Raw genomic sequence first — 21,061 nt, forward strand, 5'->3', positions numbered from 1 at the left:
GCTCACATAGAACGTATTTTCTGAAAGATAAAGTAGTCAACTTAAATAATACTCACCTTTTTTGGGCTACCTTTTTCATTAACTGACTTTTATGATCTTTATCTTTAACTATAATATAATCCTCTGTTCCTTTTACTGAATAGATTTCTGAACCAACTGTAAAATAGTTTGATTGATTATTACCTGCCGGCATTTTAGTTGCTTTAGTTTTCTTTTCTATTGTTCCTATTTGGTCTCCTATTTCTTGTGTTTGATCTAATTTATCTTCTGTTCCGTTATATTCCTTATTTTCAACTATCACAATGATAGCAGAGCTCTCTATATTTATTCCTGTACTTTCTTGGTTACATGCAGTTAGAACGGTTAAATAAACTACTGACAGAAAACTAAGTGTTCTCTTCATAATAAGCAGCCTCCGCAAATCATTTTCCTTGCCCTTTAATTAAAATCGACATTAGAGGATATACCAAGTTCAGTAACGTATCATAATGTATTCGAAAACGAACAATCCTAAAAGTTCTATTAAACAAACTTTCCAGGCTCCTCCCCATAAAAATCCACATAACCGCAGCTTGAACAAACATAAGGTATTAACTCACTGTAATTGTGATTGTTGTTTAATACGCTGCTCGGTGTTTTATTTACACCTACTGTACCAGGTGATGATTGAATACGAGCTTTGATTAGAGTTGAATCACATTTAGAGCACTTTTTGCTTTGCATACACATCATCCCTCTCTATTCCATAACATCATTCCTAGTTTCTATAGTACATGCTTACTAGTTTTAAAATTAATAATTAGCCATATAACTTGAATAATCAAAGGGAAAATAAATGCAATTAGCAACACTATAAATGCGAACAATTTTAGCTCTGGTGTTTGGGTAACACCCGCTCCATCCACTTCTCTTGTCCAGACAACAGCTGTGCCTACGACGAAAAGTATGATCCAAATTATATTAGCTATCCACCAGGAAATCCATCGTCTTTTCACATCATCACTCCTTCCATTTTTAAGCAGTATCTTTCTTTTTTAATTCCCAGATAAGAGTAATGATGGAGATAGCTCCACCTACCGCAAAGAGGTAAGAAGAAAATGGTATTGTTTCATGTATGAATAAACCTCTTATTCCATAAAAACACAGGATAATGGTGCTGAGTAAACCAATCATAAGTCGAATATTTTTATTGATCTTTTTCTCCTCCTTAGACTTTTCCCTGCACCTGATCCTTTATCATAAGTCCAAATATAGCGAAGAAGTTTAATACAACCAGCAATCCATAATAAAAGCCAATCCCTTCAAAAAACAAAGAGAGAATGGGGAATATTATAGATTCAAAGCCAAATAACATAATAATAAGGCCAATTCCTTTAGCGAGCTGTTTTTCATCCTTAGGTGTAAATATCTTTCCATACCCAGCAATGAAATTAGTATTACCTTTTTTCCATACACGTTTCCCAATATAAATAATGAAGCAGCTTACTAAACATATAAATAATACGTTCAACATCAGATATTACCCCTTCTTCACACACTCTAATTTAACAATATATAGTATATTTTACCATAAAAATTTACAAATATTATGTATTAAAGGTGGACTCATAAAATATAACACTATAAAATATATACATACTAATTATGGATATCTTAATTAAACAAGAACTCACTGAAGAATATAATAAAACTGAAGAAGTTGTGAAAAACGCTTTTTTAAATGAAGAATACAGCGATAAGAAAGAACATTTTGACGTGCCTGAAGAATTCTTTATGACCTTAGAGTTAACAGAGGGATTATTAAAAAATATGCAAGGTGTTGTGCAGTACTCAAAAACTTTTTCAGAGTAAGTACTAACTGATTAATTAGGTTTTACGTAAAGGCTGCCTAGAAAAAAAATTTATAGTATTTTCTATGAACAGCCTCTTTTTTATTTACCTGATATTATTAAAGCGGTGGGTTTTCCACACCTAAATGAACCCAATCTTCTTTTGGAGGCCCATAAACTCCAGGGGGTTTTAGTCCTGCTTGACGCATCAGAATGGTAATTTGACCTCGGTGATGAACAATATGCTTGATTAGTCCCATTAAGATTGTGGCATTTGATTGGGTTCTTCCGAACGCTTCTTGCGTATGTTCTAAAGATTCATCTGTCCATTGCTGTTCAATGATTTTAGCAGCGTGAGAACTTACATTTTTAAAGGTTATAGCGATTTCCTGTGCTGAAGATGGAACGCTTGCTGTACTTTCTATTCTGTCTATGCTCAGTCCAAATTCAGTTAGATAATCTGGAATATTTGTTGTAAAATGCCAAGCAATTCTTCCTAACGTACGTCCTTCAGGGTAAACTTGTTGTTTCAATGAATCATCTGTTAAGCTATCCAAAACTTTTTGAGTTAGCGTAGCTTCGTTGTTCCATTCTTTGATAAAATCTGAAATGGTATTATACATGTACAAGACCTCCTAATATAAATCTAATCTAAATTAACACTTAAATAATATCATAGAAAAAATCAGTTGGCTTATTTACTAAAGAAAGGAGATTCTATGTTATTTAAAGCTACTGCTCAAAAAACTATTATTTTCATCCTATTATCTTTAAATGCTTTATTATGCATTCAAGCAGTTCAATATAAAGCACTTGATTTTTTACTTCTTTTTGCTATCCTTTGTTCGTTTCTTTCCCTTTTCCTCAGATATGAATTTCAGATAGACAAAGATACTTTAACCTATAGAACATATATATTACGGTTTAAAGTATATGCAAAAACTGTTAAACCAAGGGACATTAAAAAAATTGTATTTAAACGGTTAAGTTGGAAAACAAAATTAGCAGTAGTAAAAGTAGAAAACGGGTGGAATATGCGAATAGCATTATTTAATCCACCAAATGTTTTTAAGGAATTAGAAACATTTGCACATGAATATGATATAGATATTAAAAAAACATCAGATTATAAAATTTTAAATAAAACGCCTTGAATGTCACTGCGTTTTGGATACATGAAACTACACGTAAGTTAAGCCTTATAATCAGCAGTTATTCATTTCTAATTAAGCAGCTTTTGGACCTCTTTACTGCTACAAAGCATTAATAAAGAGGTCCTTTCCTAAACACCTCAAAGTTTAAACACTTTGTCCTCCTTCCTCACATCAACCTCAAGCCCTATATAAAAACAGGCTTCAAGACCATTCTGTTTAACATTATTTGGATATATAATTCGTGTATAACGCTTTTTAAGAGGTGATGATTCTGTATATATCAAAAAAGGTTGGCATTTTAAGCTGGTTTGCTACTTGCTTGTATTTTTTAGTTGAACCTTTTTTTATTTTGACTTCAACTGCTTCCTACAGTTTTTTACATCACGCAATGAGTGATCTTGGCGTAACTTCTTGTGGAACCTACACCTATTCAATTGCACCTCATAAAATTTGCTCTCCTCACCATTTCTGGATGAACGTATTGTTTATTATAAACGGATTAACACTTTCAATTGGTGTTCTGTACATTTCACAAAACCTAAAGAAAACAAAAATAACCCAACTAGCAACAGCTTTTATTCTTATATTAGCTTTGGGTAACATTGTTTCAGGCTTTATACCGGCTGATATAAATTTATTTTGGCATTCAATATTCGCTCAGCTTGGCATGATTACTGTTTTAGCTGGTCTTTGGATATATGCATCCTCTTTAACCAGCGGCAAGTATTGGACTTATGGCTGTTTAGTCTCCTTACTATTCATCCTCATACTCATTATGTTTGTATTTTTTGTTCCTATGCCTACCGGTCTGCTGCAAAGATTATTCTATTTAGTAATCTTTATATGGGGCACCGTGCTTTCCTTTATATTAAACAGGTAATCCATTATCATTCCGTTTCATATGAGCTTACAAGATTACGTTCAACTACTCGTAATTTTAAATAGCAAAAAGTCCATAGGGACATCCCCTATGGACTTTTTATACGATTTTGTTAGATAAATTCTCTTAATAATTCTTTAGATTTCTTTCCGCTAAAACCAAAATAATTGCCAATAAGCTTGACGTATTCTGTGTAGGTAACTTTTCTATTCAAAGCAGTTTCCCACCATCTCTGTGGATTATAATAACGACTTCCACTAGAACAATAGGTTAATTGTATTTGGGTATCCTTAAATTCTTTATTAAAGTTTTTTTCTACCCTTTTCATATGATAGTTGGAAGAAACAACGATAGCGGATTGGAAATGATAGTTCATCATTAGCCTTTTTGTGAATTTAGCGTTTTCCGTAGTACTTGTAGCGTGATTTTCTAATATAATTGAATCCTCAGGTACCCCTGATTCCTTGGCTTGATGATAAAAATTATTCTCTTGACCATTCGAAAGGATTAAATTAGCCGCATAGCCTTTTTTATATAATTCAATTCCTTTCTCCAGCCGATCATTATCACCGCTTAACACAATAATCACGTCAGATTTTACAGGCTTTTCGTTTACGACAAGCTCTTTCCCGGCAAACAGAAAAAAAATAATCCCTAATCCCAGCATGAATATGCTGATCTTTACTCTTTTACCTTTAATTTTTTGCATATAGACCCTCATTTAAAAAGTTCACTTCATATCGTATCATAAAGCTCAATATTCATAAAAATAAAAAGGTACTTTCAAAAAAACTTTGCATTCTGTAAGCAATCACAGCTTTTATATAAAAGTTAACATTAAAAATTTCAATGAACGTTCTTTCTCAATATTTTCGTGAATCAAATGAATTTTATACAAACTTAAATATTTTTTCACTTATTTGTATTAATATTGGTTTTTTCACTTATTTTTCATTTTTCAATGATAAAATTACAAATGATATGAGAAGTGAGCAAAATAACTTATTTATTAACCTTAAAAAACTGACCATTATGGTCAGTTTTTTAGTGTAAAGAGAATTAGTTACATCATTTATATTAAGACCATTGTTCGCTGTTATAACAAAAAGTCCTGACTATATATCAGGACTTTTCACTTTATTTACACAAATAAGAATAAAGCTGCTTAGTTTCAATTGCTATATTTTTTTGCTAGTAATCTATTAGAGGATAGATTTACTTCCTAAATAACGAGGTGCCCAGTAAGAATTGCTTAACGATGCAATAGTTACACCAGTTGAACTGCCAGCATGAATAAACTGCCCGTTTCCAATATAAATTCCAGCATGTGAAGGACCTCCAGTAGTATCAAAGAACACAATATCTCCTACATTTGGAGTAGATGTACTTTTTCCTGACTGATACAAGGTAGCTACTGTTCGCGGTACAGTTACTCCACCTCCATTTTTAAACACGTAATAAATGAAACCGCTGCAATCGAAACCACTCGGAGACGTTCCTCCCCACACATATGGCACCCCTATGAATTTTTTAGAATAAGCAACAATATCACTAGCTGTCGCTTGCGTTGAACTATTGACAGTTGAAGAACCAGTGGAGCTAGTAGGTGCGTTATTTAAGGCATTCAAAGTAGCTGGACCTACTATTCCATCCACGGCTAAGCCATGATCCCGTTGGAAATTCATAACCGCAGTTTGAGTAACTGTACCAAAATAGCCTGTTGGTGTGGCATTAAAGTAACCTTTTTCCTTTAACAATTGCTGGACTTTTTCAACTTCATTACTAGTCATTCCATATTTTAGAAGCGTACTGCTTGTAACCGCACTTGTTGAATTAGCTATTAACGCTTGATATGTATTGGGTCCCACAATTCCATCAGCGGTTAAACTATGAAAACGCTGAAAGCTTAGAACTGAATCTTTTGTAATTGAACCAAAATAGCCAGTCGAAGTAGCTGAAAATATGCCCTTCTGTCTTAAAACATCCTGTAATTCTTTTACGTCTGGATCTGTCATGCCTTCTTTTAATAGCTTGTCTCCTAAAGCTGCATGGCTTATTGTTGGTAAAACAATCAATGATGAGCATAAAGCTAATGAAGAAATTATCTTTTTCACTAAGTATATCCCCCGATGTTATATTTTTCTTGTTCTTGACTATAAAATTTTAGCAGGGAGAAATAGAAAAGAAACAACCTATTTGTGGATTTTTTGTGACAATTTTAAAAAACACTTGATTTATTAGGAAGTAATTATTTATTTTGTCATATAAAGTATAAATATACTTATAATGGTTAAAGTTACTCTTCTTTAATCTTACTCTTCTTTTTACGTATATACCGCTAAATCTTTCATACAATAAAGCACCTTTTTATGGTTGTAACCATAAAAAGAAAAAATAGGATACAAGTGTAAAGAGATAGGAGGAATAATGTGAACAAAATAGTGGTTTTGAAGCGCCGGTTTAAATACTTACTTATTAAACTATTACGATTAAAAGATCATTCACATAAAGTTGCGCTAGGTTTTAGTCTAGGTTCTGTTGTGAACTTTATTCCTACCTTTGGATTTGGCCTTATAATATCCGTAGGTTTAGCTAAATTATGTAAAGGAAACAGCATAGCAGGACTCGTTGGTGGAATGTTTTTTATGTGGGCTTTTCCGTTGATGTTTTATTTGAATACAGTAGTTGGAGGATATATATTTCCACTTGATTTTGATCAAACTTTACTTCAAAGTGCAGATGAAAATTTGGATAATCGACTAGAACTAGGAGCGAAAGTAGGAAAGAATTTTTTAACGGGAATGTTTCTTAATAGCTTTTTGTTTGGAAGTATACTCTATATTGTTAGTTACTATATTATAAATCAGTACAGAGGCTTCCTCTTACACTACATCTCTAAAAAATGGATAGTAAAAAAAACGTACTAAACAAATGGATTATTAGTTTAATTTCAACCTTTATTTCTAATTGTAAATCAATATAATTTATATAAAAATATAACCATTAACCTGAACATTTCTTTAAAAGGCATAGAGATAAATTAGCCCATAATTGATACCTGTGGTTACCAACTATGGGCTAAGATGCAACCTTTGTTTCTGCTTTAAGATGCATATGGAGGAAATAAGGATCTGCTCTCACTCCTTTGTTGAAGATAATACAGTCTGTTTCACCCATTTTTTTCGATTTCTTTGGTCAATTATCCATCGGTACAAACTTTGTATACCTAGTATCAGAGAGATAATGACCCCGCTAGCTGCTAGGATTAATGCAAAGTATTCTACAGGATTGTATGCAAGTATATTTCTCCATTTGATTCTTCCGATAAAATCATTTACTACAAGCCCCATTCCAAGCATTTGACCTACTACGGAATAAAGAGTCAAAATCAGCAATAACAGGCTGTCTTTTTTCGCATTCACGTTTTCCTGGTATCTAAATAAACTCTCTAGAGATTGTTTAGCTTCCTTATATAACAACTCAATATTGAAATTTTCCCTAAGAAGATAGAAAATATCACGACTTCGGGACTGAGATACTATTTCAAGCGAAAAATAATTGGCGGTAAACGAATTAATGGAATAAATTAATTTTCCCATTTCTTTTACGTCTTTTTCAATATTTAGCTCTGCATAGGTATTAGCTAATTTTAATAAAACGATCTTGTGAAAAAGATTTAATACAAGCCCGTAGTAAAATTCTCCATAAAACTGATTAGCTAGATCAGGAGTTGTACGTTCATCTTGAATCGTTATACAAGTAAAAATATGTTCTTCTACCAGAAAATAAGTGCTAGGAGCCCAGCGCTGATAAGCATGTGTTTGTAAATAATCTTGAATGTAAGGAAGGTTATTAGCATGAACATATGGCTCTCCCTCTACAGTTAAGCCACAAAGACTTCCCATTCGATAAACATCAACTACATCGATTTTTTCATTTTTCTCTAATGACACCAAGGATTGGACATACATTCTTTCATCTTCAAAAAAAGAAAAAGTTTCAAAATAAGAATTTTTCTTTGAATCACCTTCAAAAAAGCGGGAAAGCCCCTCAAAAAGGTGGTTAAATACAAATTCTCCTCCTCCCCTGTATGTGTTGCCATCGCATTCAATTTTTGTACTGTTATCTTTTCGTGTTCGTGGTTCTAATACACGAAAGCGATCTGCGAATTCTAAAGAATGAGACAATGACATAGACGTAGAGGGTTTCAATTCAGTTCGAATGGTTAAAAATCCGAGTTCATAGGGACATGTAGTTAAATCAATAGAGTGTATTTGAAAAGGAATACACTCTGTATCCGTCATTAACTCGCCTCTGATATTTAAAGGCTTTGAATATCTATGAAGGCCCTTTTCTTTTTCTGAGTGTGGAAAGAGTATCTTATTAGTAAAAGACAAATAATAAGCCTCCATATCACGATGAGAGACTTTAAAATCGCCGTAATATGCGCACTCATCTTCTAGTTGGTTTAACTGAAATAGCTTAAAACCGTTCTTTTTTTAAAAAAGGGAGATAGTAGATTCTGTTCCTTGCTTTAAGGAAAAAGGGAAAACAAATTGAAAGAGAGCTCTGTCTATCTTTTTTTCTTGAATATCAATTTGCTGCATGTGTTCTAATGTACTCCTTTCAATTATATATATCATTTACCATTTTGTATCATAACGATCCATAGTAAACCTAATATATTTTTTCTTTGTAAGACTACATTCAGTTTAAAAACTTAAAAACAATAAAACAGCTCCACATAAAAATAAGTAGCCATACTATGATAATAATTGAACCCGCAACCCAATTTTTCGGTTTTTCATTTTGAATGAGCTCCTCTGCTTTTATTGTGCAGTCCTCTATTACATTTTTAGGCAGCATCTTCAAAGCAAGCATAATTCCTAAAGGAACAATGATTATATCGTCAATATAGCCTAAAACCGGTATAAAATCAGGAATTAAATCGATTGGACTGAAGGCATATGCAACAACACAAGCAGTAAATAATTTGGTATACCAAGATACTCTTTCATCTTTATAAGCTAAGTATAAGATAAATAGCTGTTTTTTTAACTTTCTAGCCCACAGCTTTAATTGATTAAGCATGTTTCCTATTTTCCTTATGGACGGTTTAATATAATGTGAAAATCGGTTTTATTTTTTGTTTAACTGCATGTTTCTTTTATGAGTAAATTCAAAACTATACGAATAACTGATTAATGCAGTCATCTTGATTTGCAGCTAGTTTAGGAACAGCTCTAACAGGAACCCAATAATAGGAAAAAATTAATCCTTCATCTTCCCCTTCAGAATTCACCTTATATTCCCACCGTTCTGCCGTTTCTTCTTGAACTTCTAAATGAAAAACATGTCGTTCATGATACTGACTTTTACCTTCATGATGATAGACGTATGTTTTTATTTTGTTCACTGATAAAAACTTCATTAACCCAGACTCTTCTTTGACCTCTCTATATAAAGCTTCTTCAATTGTTTCTCCTTCTTCTACAGTACCGGCTGGAACTTGAACTCCTGCTTCTGGATAATCTTTGTGTTCGCAAACTAGTAACTCTGTATAGGGCTCATTGAATCTAGTTATGTAAGCCATAACTTTTGTTATCATCGTTTTATCCTGCATATTGGCTTCCTCTTTTAATAGATACTAATTAAAAAATTTCTTTTTCAACAAACTTCTTTGGTAAATTACACATACATATGTTGGGTTGGTATAAACTCGCTTTTAAAATCTATGAGATAGACAGGCTATGATTTATTTCCAATCGTTGTTTCTAGATTCAAAAAACCATTTATCAACGTGTAAATTTATGGTAATATTTATGTCATACAGCTCAAGGAGGTTAAAAATGGCTATAATGTACTTGATTGTTATAACTACAGTTGCTTGCTTACTTTTACTTTCATACAAACTGGGCAGAACAACATCCTCTTTAAAATATACAATACCTTTAATTGCAGGAATAGTTAGTCTAAGTGTTGTTGTCATAAGCTATTTTTACGGAGGATTAACTGGTATGGGAATTGGAGTAGTTAATTTTGCTATTTTTATAGGATCAATTATATCTATAATCATCATATCGTTAAGTGAGATAATAAAAAGTAAAGAAAGCCCCATGAATAAATCTTGGAGCTTTCTTTGCTTTCTAAATAGATTTATTCATATTGTCCTTCTTAAAAATACCTATCAGAAGAGTAACGACTCCGATTAAAAAGAAAAGCGGCAATAATAACATCATTAAACCAACTGCTGCAAAACCATCTCCTTGATTAATACCAAACAGAATAGAAACAACCCATGGAAAGACATGAAAAGAATGGAGTTATTATTAATATAATAGTCGTTCCCCATACTATATATTTTCTTTTAGCTAACTTTCCTTGGCTTAGTCCATTCGCAAACATAAGACCTAATACTAAAACAGTTAAGGCGATTCCTATTGCCATTTCATCCCCACCTTTCTCATAATGAAAAAGTTTTATCTTTCAACCTAGCCCCAGCTTTTTAGCTCTAATGCTACTATGAATATATTTGTGATGACAAATGAGATTAATCCTTTTTCTATAATGCATAAAAGCCTACTATCTATTCCATTAGACTGACAAGCTATTATTTATGTTAGATACAATCCTTTTTAACTCCTTCAAATCATTTATTACCACATCAGCCTGCGCAAGTTCAGCTTCTTGAGCAAAATCAAAATTGCACCCGACTGCCATTAAACCATTATCCTTTGCAGCATTGATATCAGATAGGCGGTCTCCTACTACTGCAGCGTATTTGATATCGTATTTCTTTATAATCGTTTTGACTAACTCTCCTTTATCGAGAGTTTGGATTTGTTGAATACTAAATGTCTCTGTCACCCAATTATTCAAATCGTAATGGTCTACAATCGCTTCTAAATATTCCCTTAAACCGTTACTTGCTATGTAAATGGAACAATTATTTTCTTTTAAATAGCTAAAGACCTCTTTTACATTGGGATATAAAGCACCCTTCCCTTTTCTTATATTCTCCACTAAGCTTTTCAAAAAATAGTCATCCGTATACTTTCTCATTTCATCTGAATGAATAGGTAATAAAGCTTCCCATACTTTTGGTAAAGGTACACCCATAATCTCACGATACTTATCAATAGGAGTGCCAGTATCCCATTGATTGAGTGCACGCAAATGGTTAAAGGTATCATCAAGTGATAATTCTAAAATCTTATCTGTTTGAAACAGCGTTCCATCCATATCAAAGATCAGTGATTGCAACATTAAGTATCTCCCTCTTTCGGCAGTATTAAATATGTATTTATATATAATACCATAAAAAGGAAAACCTGCAGTTGTTAAAAACCATAATGAATGTTCTCAGCACAAAAAAGCACCTAATCATTTATAGGTGCTCTTTTTAACTTTAATTACTTTCTTTGAAATAATAAATGAAAAAGTCGCTGCTATAATAGAACTTAAAAATGGATAATTAAAAGAAAAAATACTGACCGTTGAGCTACTCAAATGCTGTGAAGTCTCAGGTACATATGTAAGTGTAAGAAATAGCCCAGAAACAATTTGAAAAGCAAACAGTAACACTATAAAACTACCCATGAACACTGCATAATTTTTCAAAATAGCCCCTCCATTACTCTTAATTTATAAATCTGATATTATTTTAAAAATAGGGACACAACGATAAAGCCTATAATCAGTACAGTAATAAGTATACCTAGCCCCTTCCATCCTAAGCTGCCTGCTAAACCAGATAGGTTTCCAGCTTCATTTCTATTAAATGCATCATTCATATTCCCTGCGGGGTTTCTTTTTAACTCTTCGTATTTTAACCTCTCTCTTTTTCTTTCGGGTGTTTCTTTTTCTTCGTTCATTATTACACCACCATTTTTAAAACAATATAACATATTATGGTTAAAATATAAATTAATGGTTTTTTAGATCCCTTTTCTTACACTAACTGTACACATTTCTTTTTTTAATAAGTATGAAACACCACGTTGTAATGAAGAAGTATACAGATCTATTTAATATAATTACTATTACAAACACCTACACCAAAGAGATCCTCTTTATTTAAGGGATCTCTTTAATAACCTTATACTAGATACACATTCTTCAAGTTTTTTTGTGTAAGCTTATTTATGTAAAACATCTTCTTTTGTAATTACTTTTTCATAAATTAATGGTTTAGTTCCTGCTTCCGGCAAAAGATAAATAAAGACAGTAAACGTAAGTTGGAGGGTTGAAACTACAGTCAAAAATAGAAAAAGACGTTCCCTGTCCTTAAACCATATTACTAAACATAAGACTAGAGATATTAACGACAAAAATAAAAAAAGAAAAAAGCTATATGAATAAGGAACACCATAATGATAAGAAATATCTAAAAAGAAAAATACTATATAGAGAAGTATAAAAGCTGACGGTACTACTTTAGTAAACGTACTCAATAGGAAAAAACCCTTTCTGTTTATTTGTTTTAGATTTATAGCTCAAACATACTCAATTTACATAAATGAGTACATATTAAAAGCTGCAGCAAAAATGATTATTACTCATCTTAATTATTCATTTTTTGAACCAAAATGCCTCCAACTTCATCCTTGTCATCTAAAGAAAACTCAATATTGAGTTTATGATTTTTATCAAAATACCCTACTATTGTTGCTCCGGTATCTTCTCTTTCGTAATAATTTTCTCCATACGCCCTAATAACATCTTTTTTGCTGTCACCAGTATGTATTCCCTTTTCCGTACTATACTTGCTGCTAATCAAGTCATACCTGCTGACTTTATTATCTACTATTTTAAATTCAACATCATACTTTTCTGTACTTTTTCCATAAATGTAGGTAGTGTACGGAGGCTGCTCAGTAACCTCTATAAATTTTGGTTTCTTCCTCAAACAACTTGCTACGTCATATTTAGAACTTCCTATTGATACTGTCTTAACGTTTTCTAATTCAAGATTTGTGGTTTTGGTGCTTGAATAATATTTTTCTTTAGGTGTAGAAGATGGATCGCAGCTTGCTAATAATAGTAAAATGAGTGGGAAAATAAACAAAAAATAGCTCTTAATGCGCACTGTTAGACTCCTTTATATCGTTTGTTTTTACTCTGACTCTCAGCCTTTTCTAATCTATTAACTATTTTTCTTTTGCATATACAAGTCAATCGAATAGAAAACACTAACTGCAAAGTAATACATGGCAAGTATAGCTAACGTCTCATATACAGATTCCGCAGCGCTATTTTTCACAAAAGAAAAAACAGTACGCACTACAAAGAAAACGATAGGATAGACTATAAATAGAGAATTAAATTTACGATTCATAACAACATGATGTTCCTTTATTTGGATATTTATGATTATTATAACATATAATTTTCTTTTTTATTTCTTTACTACATATTCTTTAGGTTTTTCATTTACATAATTATCAAAGGTACAACATCAAAAGAAATTCTTATTAGTAGGTCTTCTTTTGATTATCCGTTGTTTTCGATTTCTTATCTAAGATGAATTTTAAATGGCTACTAAAGATGAATAAGCCGCAGATGACCATCAACCAGCGCGTAACCCCTTGATGTATAGGATCAAAAAGGTTTAATAAAACGATTCCTAATCCTGATAACATAGCTAGATAACGAAAAATCAAGCCCCATCCCCATTCCAGAAATGAAGAAGATCTCCCCTTCATACTTAAGTTAAAGCTTCTTACCACACCATGGGCAAAATGAAATTCCAATGATGGATGAACCACCATCATGGATAATTAAACCGTATTCCTTATTTGTTTTATCAAATAAGATAAGATTATTTGGACAATCAAACGGATCACTATGAATATCACACGTAAAGTTCGCATGATAATTCATATAATCGCAGCAATGCTTTTTCATTCGTTTTCTCCTTACTATATCGTCATTATTACTCTCCTCGGTAAGCTGAACAGTGTTCATTGGAAATACGATAATTTTCCTTACCGGTTGGAGCCGCTACCTCAACTAATTTATGTCCTAACCGGTCCCACACCGCTACTGTATGCAAAGATACCCATTTCAGATCTCCTCTAGCAAGCCGAAAAGAATAGTACCAGTTTTCAGTCCTTACTAATAAACTTCTATAAGAAAGTTCCTTTTTCTTTAAATTTTTGATTTCTAGCATAAAATCTAACATATTTTCTTCCTTAGGCACTTGAATAATTCGCGTTATAAATGTTCCGTTAGTTTTTTTTTCGTTTTATAAACTTTTCACTTTCTATTTCCAGCGCTGGTCATCCCCTCATCTTATTTCCCCCTGTGTACTAACACATAATCTCTATGCTAAAAGGTTATAGTTGTTTCAGTATTTCTTCTATCTTCTTTTCAATATCAGCGTCTAAATAATTTTTTGACAAATCATACAAAGTGCCTGACCCTTTAAAATACCCACCAAAGTAATACCACAACTGGATGTAATAAACGTATGCATCTTCTTCCTCTGTAAATCCATCAAAGTTTATTGCAATCTGGGACCGATATTCTTTTTCTAAACACTGCTTCGAACTTAGATTTGGTAGTTGGTCGCCATCAATATCTCGGCACACCCATATTTTTAAGTTCTGCTTACCATCACGTTCAAATTTACTTCTATATTTGTGCTGAAGACTTTTGCAGTATGCCTCTCCTACTTCTTCCAACTTCACTATATCTCTTTTTAAAGTCTCATTTATTTCACTCTCAGGGACTAAAACGTATTTGTCATCTGCTTCCTGATCCTGTTTATCCATAAATAGCTTTTTCAATTTATCAAACAAGCTTTTCCCACCTATCTAAAAAAAGAATATAAGCATGTTAAATTCGACTAAAGGAATCTCATTTCCTTCCCTGAACTGCGTTTAGTCGCCATAACTAATATAATATCAGCTACTTCCTTACAAGTAGATTCTTTTCCTGGAGTGCTGATTTTCTGACATACTTGTAATTCGATATTTTTTACAGTGAGCACATATGTTAAAGTGTAAAGTAGTGAAGCGAAAGGAGTAACGACAACATGGCTCAACGAATCGTCAATATGTTTTTATCTGTTTTAGCTGCTTATGGAACGTTAATTCTAACGAAACACATGAGTATTGCAAATAATATCTTTGTGACACAGATTGTTCGTCTGATCATTTGTGTTGTGGCTGTTATCATTGTGACAGGAATTACTACATATATTTTCAGAAATAAATCTTCTAATAAATAAAAGGGCAGCTATTTAGATAGCCGCCCTTTTTGTTTTCCTTAATTCTCATTTTATTTCACCCTAAAGAAATGGGGATGTCTCAATCAATCATGAGACATCCCCATTAAGGTTATAGATACTTTTATGCGTTTAAAGCACGTACAAATTCTTTTGCGAGGCTGATTGTAGACTGTGGATTTTGCCCTGTTAAAAGTTTTCCGTCTACTTCAATATGATCGCTCCAATTATCTTTTGCAATAAACTCAGCGCCTAGCTCACGAAGCTTTGTTTCAAGAAGAAACGGCATGTATTTATCTAACGTTGTATCTTTCTCTTCTGAATCAGTAAACGCTGTAATACGTTTACCCTTTACAATCGGCTCACCGTTTTTAAGCTTTCCGCCTACAAGAGCTGCCGGTCCGTGGCATACCGCTGCAATTAGCTTGTCGTCTTCAGCAAATTCTGTTAGCAAACGATGTAAGTGCGTATCGTCTGGAAAGTCAAACATTGTTCCGTGCCCTCCAGGTACAAACATACCTGCAAATTCTTGTGAACTTATATCAGCTAATGATTTTGTATTCTCTAAAAGCTTTCCTGCTTCTTTGTCTTCGTCCGTCACATCATCTGTTAAGCTGTTAGGATCCACAGGCGATGTTCCGCCTTTTGGACTTGCTACGACTACTTCGTATCCTTCTTTTTTAAATTCTAAATATGCTTCAGAAAATTCCGTAAGCCAAATACCAGCAAGCTCTCCGTTTTCCATTGTATGTCCATTTGTAACAACCATTAAAATTTTTGAATTTCCTGTCATGATTTACTCATTCCTTTTTCATTTATTATTTACATACATGTATCTTTAATAATTCATTTATCTCTTTGAATATGTTCTCTGGTATTATTTGATGAAAACATGGTAACTTTTTCTTAATAATAAAAAGAACAGGTAAAAATAATGGTTAAATTATACGAAGAAATAGGTGCTTTTTATAGTTTAAAGATTATACAGAGCATTTTATATACAGTGTGAGAAGTCTTCACTTTAAATACTTCCATTTTTTGACATATACATCTAATTAGATGTATATCGAATTAAAGAGAGAAGGTATTCAGCTATGCAATTAGATAAGTTGGTGAATTACCATAAAGCCGTCGGTGATCCTACGAGAATTAGAATTATTTCACTATTAAAAAAAGGACCTCTTCACGGGCAAGCAATTGCTTACAAACTGGGGTTACAGCCTTCAACTATCACTCATCATATTTCAAAGCTAAGAGATGTAGGAATTGTTTATCAAAGAAGACAAGGGAACATTGTTTATTTTTATCTAGACCTTGAAAGACTTGAATATAACTCGAAGGCTATTTTAAGTATTGGAGAGGATTCGATGGAAAATCAAGACAACCATTTACAGGATAAAGACAAATTATCTATTGTTAAAAACTTTATAAATAGTGACAGTACTTTAAAAATCATTCCAAGTCAAAGAAAGAAAAAGAACGTGATATTAGCCTATTTAATACGTGATTTACAGCACGGAAAAACGTATCAAGAAAAAGAATTAAATGAGCATATTAAAAAATATCATGAAGATTATGCAACGATTCGCAGAGAGTTAATTATGCAGCATCTTATGTATAGGCAAAATGGAGAATATGAGTTAAATCCGAAAGAGATGTGGCCCGTTATTTTTTAAAATGAGCGTAAAAACGTTCATTTTTTAACCTTTCTAATTCGATATGTATCTAATTAACATGTGTTATTTCAAATAGAATTAAAGTAAAAATGTAATTTCCAAAATGAAAAAAGCCAACGTTTTGGTAAGCATGTGACATTAATTTCATTCTCCTATATGCTGGCACAGCAGCCATATTAGTTTGCTTACTGCTTACCCTAAAAGCATCTGCTTTGAAAAAAATCATAAAACCTCTGTATGCAATAAGGATTATCCTCTACCAGTTAAATTAGTGAATAACCCTTATCATACTTTATTTATCTTTTAAAAAACTATAAAAGTGTTTTAACCATAATAAAGTCTATTTGTTCTTCGTCTCCCATATAAAACGAGTGAGATCCAGTTTGAACAAATCCCTGTTTCTTGTAAAAAGCAATCGCATTTTTATTTTTTTCCCACACGCCTAACCACATTTTCTTTTTATTAAGTGTCGTTGCTATCTCTACTGCTTTATTAAATAAATGTTTACCAAGCCCTCGTTTTTGAAAGCTGTTACCTATATAAATTCTTTCAATTTCAAGCGCTTCTTCCCCCATCTCTTCAGATTGAGCATCATCCGTATTAACCTTTAAATAACCTGCAATTTCATGATTAACATACATAAAAAAGAATTGCGAGGACGTATTTGATAGTTCTTTTTCTAACTGTTCGACTGTAAATGCTTTTTCTAAATAAGCTTTCATGTTTTCAGGTGAATTTTGATCTTTAAACGTTTCATTAAATGTTTTGTAGCTAATATTTTGAAGGTGATTTACATCTTCAAGAGTACATTTTTTTATATCCATCATCACTGACATGCGCCTCTCCTTTATATCCTCAATAATTTCTCTTATTTCCTTTTTTGACAAACTCCCAGTCTGTTTCTATATTTTTCCTTACTCTTTGAACCAGCTTAAGAATGGTAGCTGCTTCTTCCTGGGTAAAACCTTCTAATGCCACTTTATCAGAATAATCATTTTCTCTTTTTATAAACGGATATACGTTCTTGCCCTTTTCCGTAGGAAAAAGGTTTTTATTTTTTTTATTGTGGAGATCGTCTTTCTTCTCAATAAAACCATTTATTTCAAGCTTTTTTATAGCCCGAGCCGCTGTTGTTCGATCTACTTTTATCATCTCAGCTAACTTTTCTTGAATGATTCCCGGATTTTCACATATTCGCACTAAATACAAGTACTGCCCCTTAGTCAGGTCATACTCTTTAAATTCTATATTACTAATCGAATCCAATGCCCTTGCTATCATTCCAATTTCACGCAGAATTTCACTCATAAATATCTCCTTTGCACATATTTTTATTGCAAATACAATAAAAACAATATACGTTTAATGTACCTTAAAATAGTTGCATTTGCAACAAAAAATAATGAATAAAGGATCTGATTACAGTGAAATATGTTGTTTATGCAGGAGGAATTTTACTATTAACTCTGGGAATTGCTTTGACGATCCAATCCAACCTAGGAGCTTCACCTTTTGATGCACTTTTAGTTGGACTATCCCTAAACGTAGGTCTTAGCGTTGGAAGCTGGGAAATGATACTTGCCAGTGTTTTAATTTGCGTCAATGCTCTTTTAAGCAAACAAAAGCCGGAAGTACTGGGACTGTTGACCGCATTCATTACGGGTCTTGGTATTGATGTATGGCTTTTTTTATTAGAGAGTTGGGCTCCCTTTGAAATATGGTACAGCAAATTATGTTGTTTTGGAATTGGTTTAATCATTATAGGTGTAGGAACCTCTGCCTATTTACATACAAATTTTGCACCCATTCCAATTGATCGCTTAACATTAATCATACAAAAACTAGTTAAAACAAATTTATTTCTCGCAAGAACATTGATTTACTTCACATTTTTACTAGCTGCAATGATTTTAAACGGACCAATTGGTGTTGGAACGTTATTAACCGTGTTTTTAGGCGGCGTGCTGCTTAATTTTTTTATGCCCATTACTAAAAGAGCATTAGACTGCATTTTAACAAACTCTCGTATATCACAAAATCATACTAAAGATCATAAACGCTCCATTACATAACTGAAATAGAACGTTTATGTACAATCATCATTCACATATAAAAATCGGATCTCCAGTTAGAGATCCGATTTTTATATGTGATTAGTTTACACTATTTACTTTGCTTCAACTTTAATAATAAAACGATGTTGTTTTGCGTCAAAGAAACCTTTAGACTGTATAATTCCATGTATGTTATGCAACCCTTCGATACATGTTTCTACATCAAAATTAGGAACTTGCCAAGGAATTACTTTTAAATAAAAGACAAGCGCTCCAATATCATAAAATCTCTGTACAGGAAACTCTTCTTTGCAAGAGATAATGTTAAAAGAACTTTGTTTAAGCTCTTCTATTGCTTTCTTTAAATTCCAATTACAAAACTCTTTATTTATTGGAACCCCTATACATTCATTGATTCGTGAACAGTCTAACCCTCCCACTTGCTGCGTGAAAAACGTGCCTTCCTTTGACAAAATCCTTCTTACTTCTGAAGCACAAAAAGATTCGTGCTGGTTCAAAATCAAATGTATCATCTTTAAACGGTAAGTTTTCGTCTTCAGTTCGTTCAACAACTTTGACACCAAGCGGTTCTAAACGTTTTTTAGCGATTGGAACGTTAGGTTTTTATCCTTCTGTAGTATACATAACGCGAGGAAAAGGCTGTAACAAAGATAAAAATTCTCCTCCTCCTGTTCCCATATCTAAAGCGACATTAGAGTTTTGAATAAGACGAAAAGCTTCACTTCCGTATGACCACGAAAGCATGTCGCTATCCATATGACCAGTACGAGTAATAATAGAAAAATCCCATCCAGTAAAATCAACATTTGTATTGTTTACAGCGTTTAAAAAATGTTTGTCCGTTATCATATTAAACTCCTCCTTTTTATAGCTAGCATTAATCATCTATCCTAAACTAGTAAAAGGCGGACCACGGACATATAGACAGTATTGTTATGTTTCTTGTGCTAGCGTATTCACACTAACCGCTCCTTTATTAAAATTATGTATGCTTCATTTGCTTGTCCATTCGTATGTAATATCGGGTAATTGCTCTTCGTTTTCACATCCTCTTTTTATAATACTGAAGCCGTGTTTCTCGTAAAACCTCTGGGCATTTTTATTACGTTCGAATGTACGTAATATTAATTTTCCATTTGATTCTGTCTTGGCTCTTTCGAGTAAAAGCTGTCCGATTCCTCTTCCTTGATAATCTACATGAACGTACAGCTGGCTAATTTCATCAGCATGATAAGCAATCATTCCTACTATTTGCTCATCCATTAACGCTAATTCAATTTTATAGTGTGCTGACAATATATGATTTAAAAAATAGACATGACAGTCAAAACTGTGCATTTCCATTTGTTCAATCGCTTTTTCTTTACTATCTCTCCACATTTTTACCGTTGCTTCAGCAAATTGAGGATGATAGTGAACAATATCAACATTAAAATGGGCCATACATTTTCCCCCTTCCCTGTCATAGTGCTATTTGTATTTTTAATGTCGTTATCTAAGCTTGAAGCTTCTCAAAGTCTTGCTTTAATAAAGAATACATATACAAATCATCAAATTTTCCACCCGTAAATTCGTAGCTTCTTAATAGGCCTTCTTTTATAAAGCCATGCTTTTTTATTAATTTTTGTGAAGCAGCATTAGCGGGCTCTATTTATGCTTCAATTCTCCGCAAATTAAAATGTGTAAAACCATATTTTATAACGGCGCCCAATGCCTCATTAGCAATCCCATTCCCCCAGTAATCTTTGCTTAGCTCATATCCAATTTCTGCACGGTAATGGTTATGAACTCTATTGAGAAATCCGCAGCTGCCAATAATGTCATCCTGTTCTTTAAGAGTAATACCCCATCTTATTCCAGATTTTTCGTTTAAGATTGATTTATACCACGCAATCTCATTTAAAGCATCTTCAACCGTTTTAAAAGGCTCTAGTCCGTAGTGTTTCATTACTTCTTTATCAGATAAGTATTTTAAAATATTGCTTGCGTCTTCTGTTTCAAATTCCCTTAGGGTAAGCCTTTTTGTTTTAATGACGGGAAAATAATTTGACACCTGTACCTTCCCTCCTATTATCCATTCATTAACTAAACGGATCTTTTCTCACAGCTTTATCTAATTTAAATAACCGCTAGTAAGAAACTTCTTTTATTATTACTGAATTCCTTTTTAATACTAAATATTTGTCGAGAAATGAGTAAAAAAAGCACGTATAACTT

Annotated in this window: 27 protein-coding genes and 5 pseudogenes; 8 read left to right on the forward strand and 24 right to left on the reverse strand. The window is 32.7% G+C overall.

Features of this window, described 5'->3' with window-relative positions:
* Positions 1-52: 52 nt before the first annotated feature.
* The 4 genes from POF52_RS06785 to POF52_RS06800 all read right to left on the reverse strand — a co-directional run bounded on the left by POF52_RS06785 (position 53) and on the right by POF52_RS06800 (position 1,513).
* The gene (locus POF52_RS06785) at positions 53-403 is read right to left on the reverse strand and encodes a hypothetical protein (protein WP_271991225.1); all 351 of its coding nucleotides are present in this window, start codon (positions 401-403) and stop codon (positions 53-55) included.
* 119 nt (positions 404-522) lie between these two features.
* Positions 523-723 (reverse strand): hypothetical protein, encoded by a 201-nt coding sequence (locus POF52_RS06790; RefSeq protein WP_271991228.1) that lies wholly within the window; start codon positions 721-723, stop codon positions 523-525.
* Between the two features lie 41 nt (positions 724-764).
* Entirely contained in the window at positions 765-995 is a 231-nt protein-coding gene (locus tag POF52_RS06795; protein ID WP_074897119.1) for a DUF3923 family protein, read from the reverse strand.
* Positions 996-1,207: 212 nt separating this feature from the next.
* Positions 1,208-1,513: a hypothetical protein gene (locus POF52_RS06800; RefSeq protein ID WP_047932722.1), complete on the reverse strand. Its 306-nt coding sequence runs from the start codon at positions 1,511-1,513 to the stop codon at positions 1,208-1,210.
* A 131-nt stretch (positions 1,514-1,644) separates the two neighbouring features.
* On the opposite strand from POF52_RS06800, the pseudogene POF52_RS31150 reads away from it, so the two are divergent.
* Positions 1,645-1,749: pseudogene (locus POF52_RS31150) on the forward strand (GNAT family acetyltransferase); the annotation flags it as partial.
* A 199-nt stretch (positions 1,750-1,948) separates the two neighbouring features.
* Here the strand turns inward: POF52_RS31150 and POF52_RS06810 are convergent.
* Positions 1,949-2,452: a DinB family protein gene (locus tag POF52_RS06810; protein WP_074897115.1), complete on the reverse strand. Its 504-nt coding sequence runs from the start codon at positions 2,450-2,452 to the stop codon at positions 1,949-1,951.
* Positions 2,453-2,548: 96 nt separating this feature from the next.
* Here POF52_RS06810 and POF52_RS06815 point away from each other — a divergent pair, with 96 nt between their 5' ends.
* Both POF52_RS06815 and POF52_RS06820 read left to right on the forward strand, forming a co-directional pair.
* Positions 2,549-2,983, forward strand: a complete 435-nt coding sequence (locus tag POF52_RS06815) for a diguanylate cyclase (RefSeq protein WP_271991239.1) — start codon at positions 2,549-2,551, stop codon at positions 2,981-2,983.
* Between the two features lie 265 nt (positions 2,984-3,248).
* On the forward strand, positions 3,249-3,863 hold the full coding sequence (locus POF52_RS06820) for a DUF998 domain-containing protein (protein ID WP_271991241.1): 615 nt from the start codon (positions 3,249-3,251) through the stop codon (positions 3,861-3,863).
* Between the two features lie 112 nt (positions 3,864-3,975).
* On the opposite strand, the gene POF52_RS06825 is transcribed toward POF52_RS06820, so the two are convergent.
* Together POF52_RS06825 and POF52_RS06830 are read right to left on the reverse strand one after the other, a co-directional pair.
* Positions 3,976-4,572, reverse strand: a complete 597-nt coding sequence (locus tag POF52_RS06825) for a YdcF family protein (RefSeq protein ID WP_271991244.1) — start codon at positions 4,570-4,572, stop codon at positions 3,976-3,978.
* A 493-nt stretch (positions 4,573-5,065) separates the two neighbouring features.
* Complete coding sequence (locus POF52_RS06830) at positions 5,066-5,977, reverse strand: C40 family peptidase (RefSeq protein ID WP_271991247.1); 912 nt, start codon at positions 5,975-5,977, stop codon at positions 5,066-5,068.
* A 315-nt stretch (positions 5,978-6,292) separates the two neighbouring features.
* Here POF52_RS06830 and POF52_RS06835 point away from each other — a divergent pair, with 315 nt between their 5' ends.
* Entirely contained in the window at positions 6,293-6,790 is a 498-nt protein-coding gene (locus POF52_RS06835; RefSeq protein WP_271991249.1) for a DUF2062 domain-containing protein, read from the forward strand.
* Positions 6,791-7,000: 210 nt separating this feature from the next.
* On the opposite strand, the pseudogene POF52_RS06840 reads toward POF52_RS06835, so the two are convergent.
* The 3 genes and pseudogenes from POF52_RS06840 to POF52_RS06850 all read right to left on the reverse strand — a co-directional run bounded on the left by POF52_RS06840 (position 7,001) and on the right by POF52_RS06850 (position 9,486).
* Positions 7,001-8,470, reverse strand: a pseudogene (locus tag POF52_RS06840) (hypothetical protein).
* 100 nt (positions 8,471-8,570) lie between these two features.
* On the reverse strand, positions 8,571-8,954 hold the full coding sequence (locus tag POF52_RS06845) for a YkvA family protein (RefSeq protein ID WP_271991251.1): 384 nt from the start codon (positions 8,952-8,954) through the stop codon (positions 8,571-8,573).
* 94 nt (positions 8,955-9,048) lie between these two features.
* A complete protein-coding gene (locus tag POF52_RS06850) occupies positions 9,049-9,486 on the reverse strand; it encodes an NUDIX hydrolase (RefSeq protein ID WP_271991253.1) in 438 nt (145 codons plus the stop codon).
* 226 nt (positions 9,487-9,712) lie between these two features.
* Between POF52_RS06850 and POF52_RS06855 the strand changes: the two genes are divergently transcribed.
* Positions 9,713-10,075 (forward strand): YesK family protein, encoded by a 363-nt coding sequence (locus POF52_RS06855; protein WP_271991256.1) that lies wholly within the window; start codon positions 9,713-9,715, stop codon positions 10,073-10,075.
* A gap of 58 nt (positions 10,076-10,133) precedes the next feature.
* Here POF52_RS06855 and POF52_RS06860 read toward each other — a convergent pair whose 3' ends face one another.
* From POF52_RS06860 to POF52_RS06895, 8 genes and pseudogenes are all read right to left on the reverse strand, one after another.
* Positions 10,134-10,310 (reverse strand): hypothetical protein, encoded by a 177-nt coding sequence (locus POF52_RS06860; protein WP_271991259.1) that lies wholly within the window; start codon positions 10,308-10,310, stop codon positions 10,134-10,136.
* A 147-nt stretch (positions 10,311-10,457) separates the two neighbouring features.
* Positions 10,458-11,129 (reverse strand): HAD family hydrolase, encoded by a 672-nt coding sequence (locus tag POF52_RS06865; RefSeq protein ID WP_271991264.1) that lies wholly within the window; start codon positions 11,127-11,129, stop codon positions 10,458-10,460.
* 392 nt (positions 11,130-11,521) lie between these two features.
* Positions 11,522-11,737, reverse strand: coding sequence for a DUF6366 family protein (locus POF52_RS06870; RefSeq protein ID WP_034653162.1), 216 nt, complete (start codon positions 11,735-11,737; stop codon positions 11,522-11,524).
* A gap of 689 nt (positions 11,738-12,426) precedes the next feature.
* Complete coding sequence (locus POF52_RS06875; protein WP_176583733.1) at positions 12,427-12,951, reverse strand: hypothetical protein; 525 nt, start codon at positions 12,949-12,951, stop codon at positions 12,427-12,429.
* 385 nt (positions 12,952-13,336) lie between these two features.
* A complete protein-coding gene (locus POF52_RS06880) occupies positions 13,337-13,525 on the reverse strand; it encodes a hypothetical protein (protein WP_025749207.1) in 189 nt (62 codons plus the stop codon).
* A gap of 49 nt (positions 13,526-13,574) precedes the next feature.
* Positions 13,575-13,769 (reverse strand): DUF6980 family protein, encoded by a 195-nt coding sequence (locus tag POF52_RS06885; protein ID WP_176583734.1) that lies wholly within the window; start codon positions 13,767-13,769, stop codon positions 13,575-13,577.
* 28 nt (positions 13,770-13,797) lie between these two features.
* Positions 13,798-14,137 (reverse strand): annotated as a pseudogene (locus POF52_RS06890) (hypothetical protein).
* 63 nt (positions 14,138-14,200) lie between these two features.
* Positions 14,201-14,665, reverse strand: a complete 465-nt coding sequence (locus tag POF52_RS06895) for a hypothetical protein (protein ID WP_271991274.1) — start codon at positions 14,663-14,665, stop codon at positions 14,201-14,203.
* Positions 14,666-14,901: 236 nt separating this feature from the next.
* Between POF52_RS06895 and POF52_RS06900 the strand changes: the two genes are divergently transcribed.
* Positions 14,902-15,096: a hypothetical protein gene (locus tag POF52_RS06900; RefSeq protein WP_016763633.1), complete on the forward strand. Its 195-nt coding sequence runs from the start codon at positions 14,902-14,904 to the stop codon at positions 15,094-15,096.
* 121 nt (positions 15,097-15,217) lie between these two features.
* On the opposite strand, the gene POF52_RS06905 is transcribed toward POF52_RS06900, so the two are convergent.
* Positions 15,218-15,886, reverse strand: a complete 669-nt coding sequence (locus tag POF52_RS06905) for a type 1 glutamine amidotransferase domain-containing protein (RefSeq protein ID WP_016763632.1) — start codon at positions 15,884-15,886, stop codon at positions 15,218-15,220.
* 301 nt (positions 15,887-16,187) lie between these two features.
* Here POF52_RS06905 and POF52_RS06910 point away from each other — a divergent pair, with 301 nt between their 5' ends.
* Positions 16,188-16,769: a DUF2087 domain-containing protein gene (locus tag POF52_RS06910; protein WP_271991279.1), complete on the forward strand. Its 582-nt coding sequence runs from the start codon at positions 16,188-16,190 to the stop codon at positions 16,767-16,769.
* A 311-nt stretch (positions 16,770-17,080) separates the two neighbouring features.
* Here POF52_RS06910 and POF52_RS06915 read toward each other — a convergent pair whose 3' ends face one another.
* Positions 17,081-17,605 (reverse strand): GNAT family N-acetyltransferase, encoded by a 525-nt coding sequence (locus tag POF52_RS06915; protein WP_241097033.1) that lies wholly within the window; start codon positions 17,603-17,605, stop codon positions 17,081-17,083.
* A 19-nt stretch (positions 17,606-17,624) separates the two neighbouring features.
* The gene (locus tag POF52_RS06920) at positions 17,625-18,077 is read right to left on the reverse strand and encodes a MarR family winged helix-turn-helix transcriptional regulator (protein ID WP_271991282.1); all 453 of its coding nucleotides are present in this window, start codon (positions 18,075-18,077) and stop codon (positions 17,625-17,627) included.
* A gap of 116 nt (positions 18,078-18,193) precedes the next feature.
* Between POF52_RS06920 and POF52_RS06925 the strand changes: the two genes are divergently transcribed.
* Positions 18,194-18,841 (forward strand): YczE/YyaS/YitT family protein, encoded by a 648-nt coding sequence (locus tag POF52_RS06925; RefSeq protein ID WP_176583738.1) that lies wholly within the window; start codon positions 18,194-18,196, stop codon positions 18,839-18,841.
* 95 nt (positions 18,842-18,936) lie between these two features.
* Here POF52_RS06925 and POF52_RS06930 read toward each other — a convergent pair.
* The 3 genes and pseudogenes from POF52_RS06930 to POF52_RS06940 all read right to left on the reverse strand — a co-directional run bounded on the left by POF52_RS06930 (position 18,937) and on the right by POF52_RS06940 (position 20,897).
* Positions 18,937-19,693: pseudogene (locus POF52_RS06930) on the reverse strand (methyltransferase domain-containing protein).
* A 144-nt stretch (positions 19,694-19,837) separates the two neighbouring features.
* Entirely contained in the window at positions 19,838-20,287 is a 450-nt protein-coding gene (locus POF52_RS06935) for a GNAT family N-acetyltransferase (RefSeq protein ID WP_095379936.1), read from the reverse strand.
* A 52-nt stretch (positions 20,288-20,339) separates the two neighbouring features.
* A pseudogene (locus POF52_RS06940) lies at positions 20,340-20,897 on the reverse strand (GNAT family N-acetyltransferase).
* Positions 20,898-21,061: the final 164 nt, after the last annotated feature.

It is taken from the genome of Priestia sp. AB (assembly GCF_028369225.1).
Taxonomy (GTDB): Bacteria; Bacillota; Bacilli; order Bacillales; family Bacillaceae_H; genus Priestia; species Priestia megaterium.

Bases quoted from the DNA above. Each gene is read 5' to 3' on its own strand.
- POF52_RS06885 (WP_176583734.1), bottom strand. From the start codon at position 13,769: ATGAAAAAGCATTGCTGCGATTATATGAATTATCATGCGAACTTTACG.
- POF52_RS06845 (WP_271991251.1), bottom strand. From the start codon at position 8,954: ATGCTTAATCAATTAAAGCTGTGGGCTAGAAAGTTAAAAAAACAGCTA.
- POF52_RS06860 (WP_271991259.1), bottom strand. From the start codon at position 10,310: ATGGCAATAGGAATCGCCTTAACTGTTTTAGTATTAGGTCTTATGTTT.
- POF52_RS06900 (WP_016763633.1), top strand. From the start codon at position 14,902: ATGGCTCAACGAATCGTCAATATGTTTTTATCTGTTTTAGCTGCTTAT.
- POF52_RS06810 (WP_074897115.1), bottom strand. From the start codon at position 2,452: ATGTATAATACCATTTCAGATTTTATCAAAGAATGGAACAACGAAGCT.
- POF52_RS06820 (WP_271991241.1), top strand. From the start codon at position 3,249: ATGATTCTGTATATATCAAAAAAGGTTGGCATTTTAAGCTGGTTTGCT.
- POF52_RS06850 (WP_271991253.1), bottom strand. From the start codon at position 9,486: ATGCAGGATAAAACGATGATAACAAAAGTTATGGCTTACATAACTAGA.
- POF52_RS06920 (WP_271991282.1), bottom strand. From the start codon at position 18,077: ATGAGTGAAATTCTGCGTGAAATTGGAATGATAGCAAGGGCATTGGAT.
- POF52_RS06905 (WP_016763632.1), bottom strand. From the start codon at position 15,886: ATGACAGGAAATTCAAAAATTTTAATGGTTGTTACAAATGGACATACA.
- POF52_RS06855 (WP_271991256.1), top strand. From the start codon at position 9,713: ATGGCTATAATGTACTTGATTGTTATAACTACAGTTGCTTGCTTACTT.
- POF52_RS06870 (WP_034653162.1), bottom strand. From the start codon at position 11,737: ATGAACGAAGAAAAAGAAACACCCGAAAGAAAAAGAGAGAGGTTAAAA.
- POF52_RS06915 (WP_241097033.1), bottom strand. From the start codon at position 17,605: ATGTCAGTGATGATGGATATAAAAAAATGTACTCTTGAAGATGTAAAT.
- POF52_RS06790 (WP_271991228.1), bottom strand. From the start codon at position 723: ATGCAAAGCAAAAAGTGCTCTAAATGTGATTCAACTCTAATCAAAGCT.
- POF52_RS06865 (WP_271991264.1), bottom strand. From the start codon at position 11,129: ATGTTGCAATCACTGATCTTTGATATGGATGGAACGCTGTTTCAAACA.
- POF52_RS06815 (WP_271991239.1), top strand. From the start codon at position 2,549: ATGTTATTTAAAGCTACTGCTCAAAAAACTATTATTTTCATCCTATTA.
- POF52_RS06785 (WP_271991225.1), bottom strand. From the start codon at position 403: ATGAAGAGAACACTTAGTTTTCTGTCAGTAGTTTATTTAACCGTTCTA.
- POF52_RS06910 (WP_271991279.1), top strand. From the start codon at position 16,188: ATGCAATTAGATAAGTTGGTGAATTACCATAAAGCCGTCGGTGATCCT.
- POF52_RS06935 (WP_095379936.1), bottom strand. From the start codon at position 20,287: ATGGCCCATTTTAATGTTGATATTGTTCACTATCATCCTCAATTTGCT.
- POF52_RS06825 (WP_271991244.1), bottom strand. From the start codon at position 4,572: ATGCAAAAAATTAAAGGTAAAAGAGTAAAGATCAGCATATTCATGCTG.
- POF52_RS06800 (WP_047932722.1), bottom strand. From the start codon at position 1,513: ATGTTGAACGTATTATTTATATGTTTAGTAAGCTGCTTCATTATTTAT.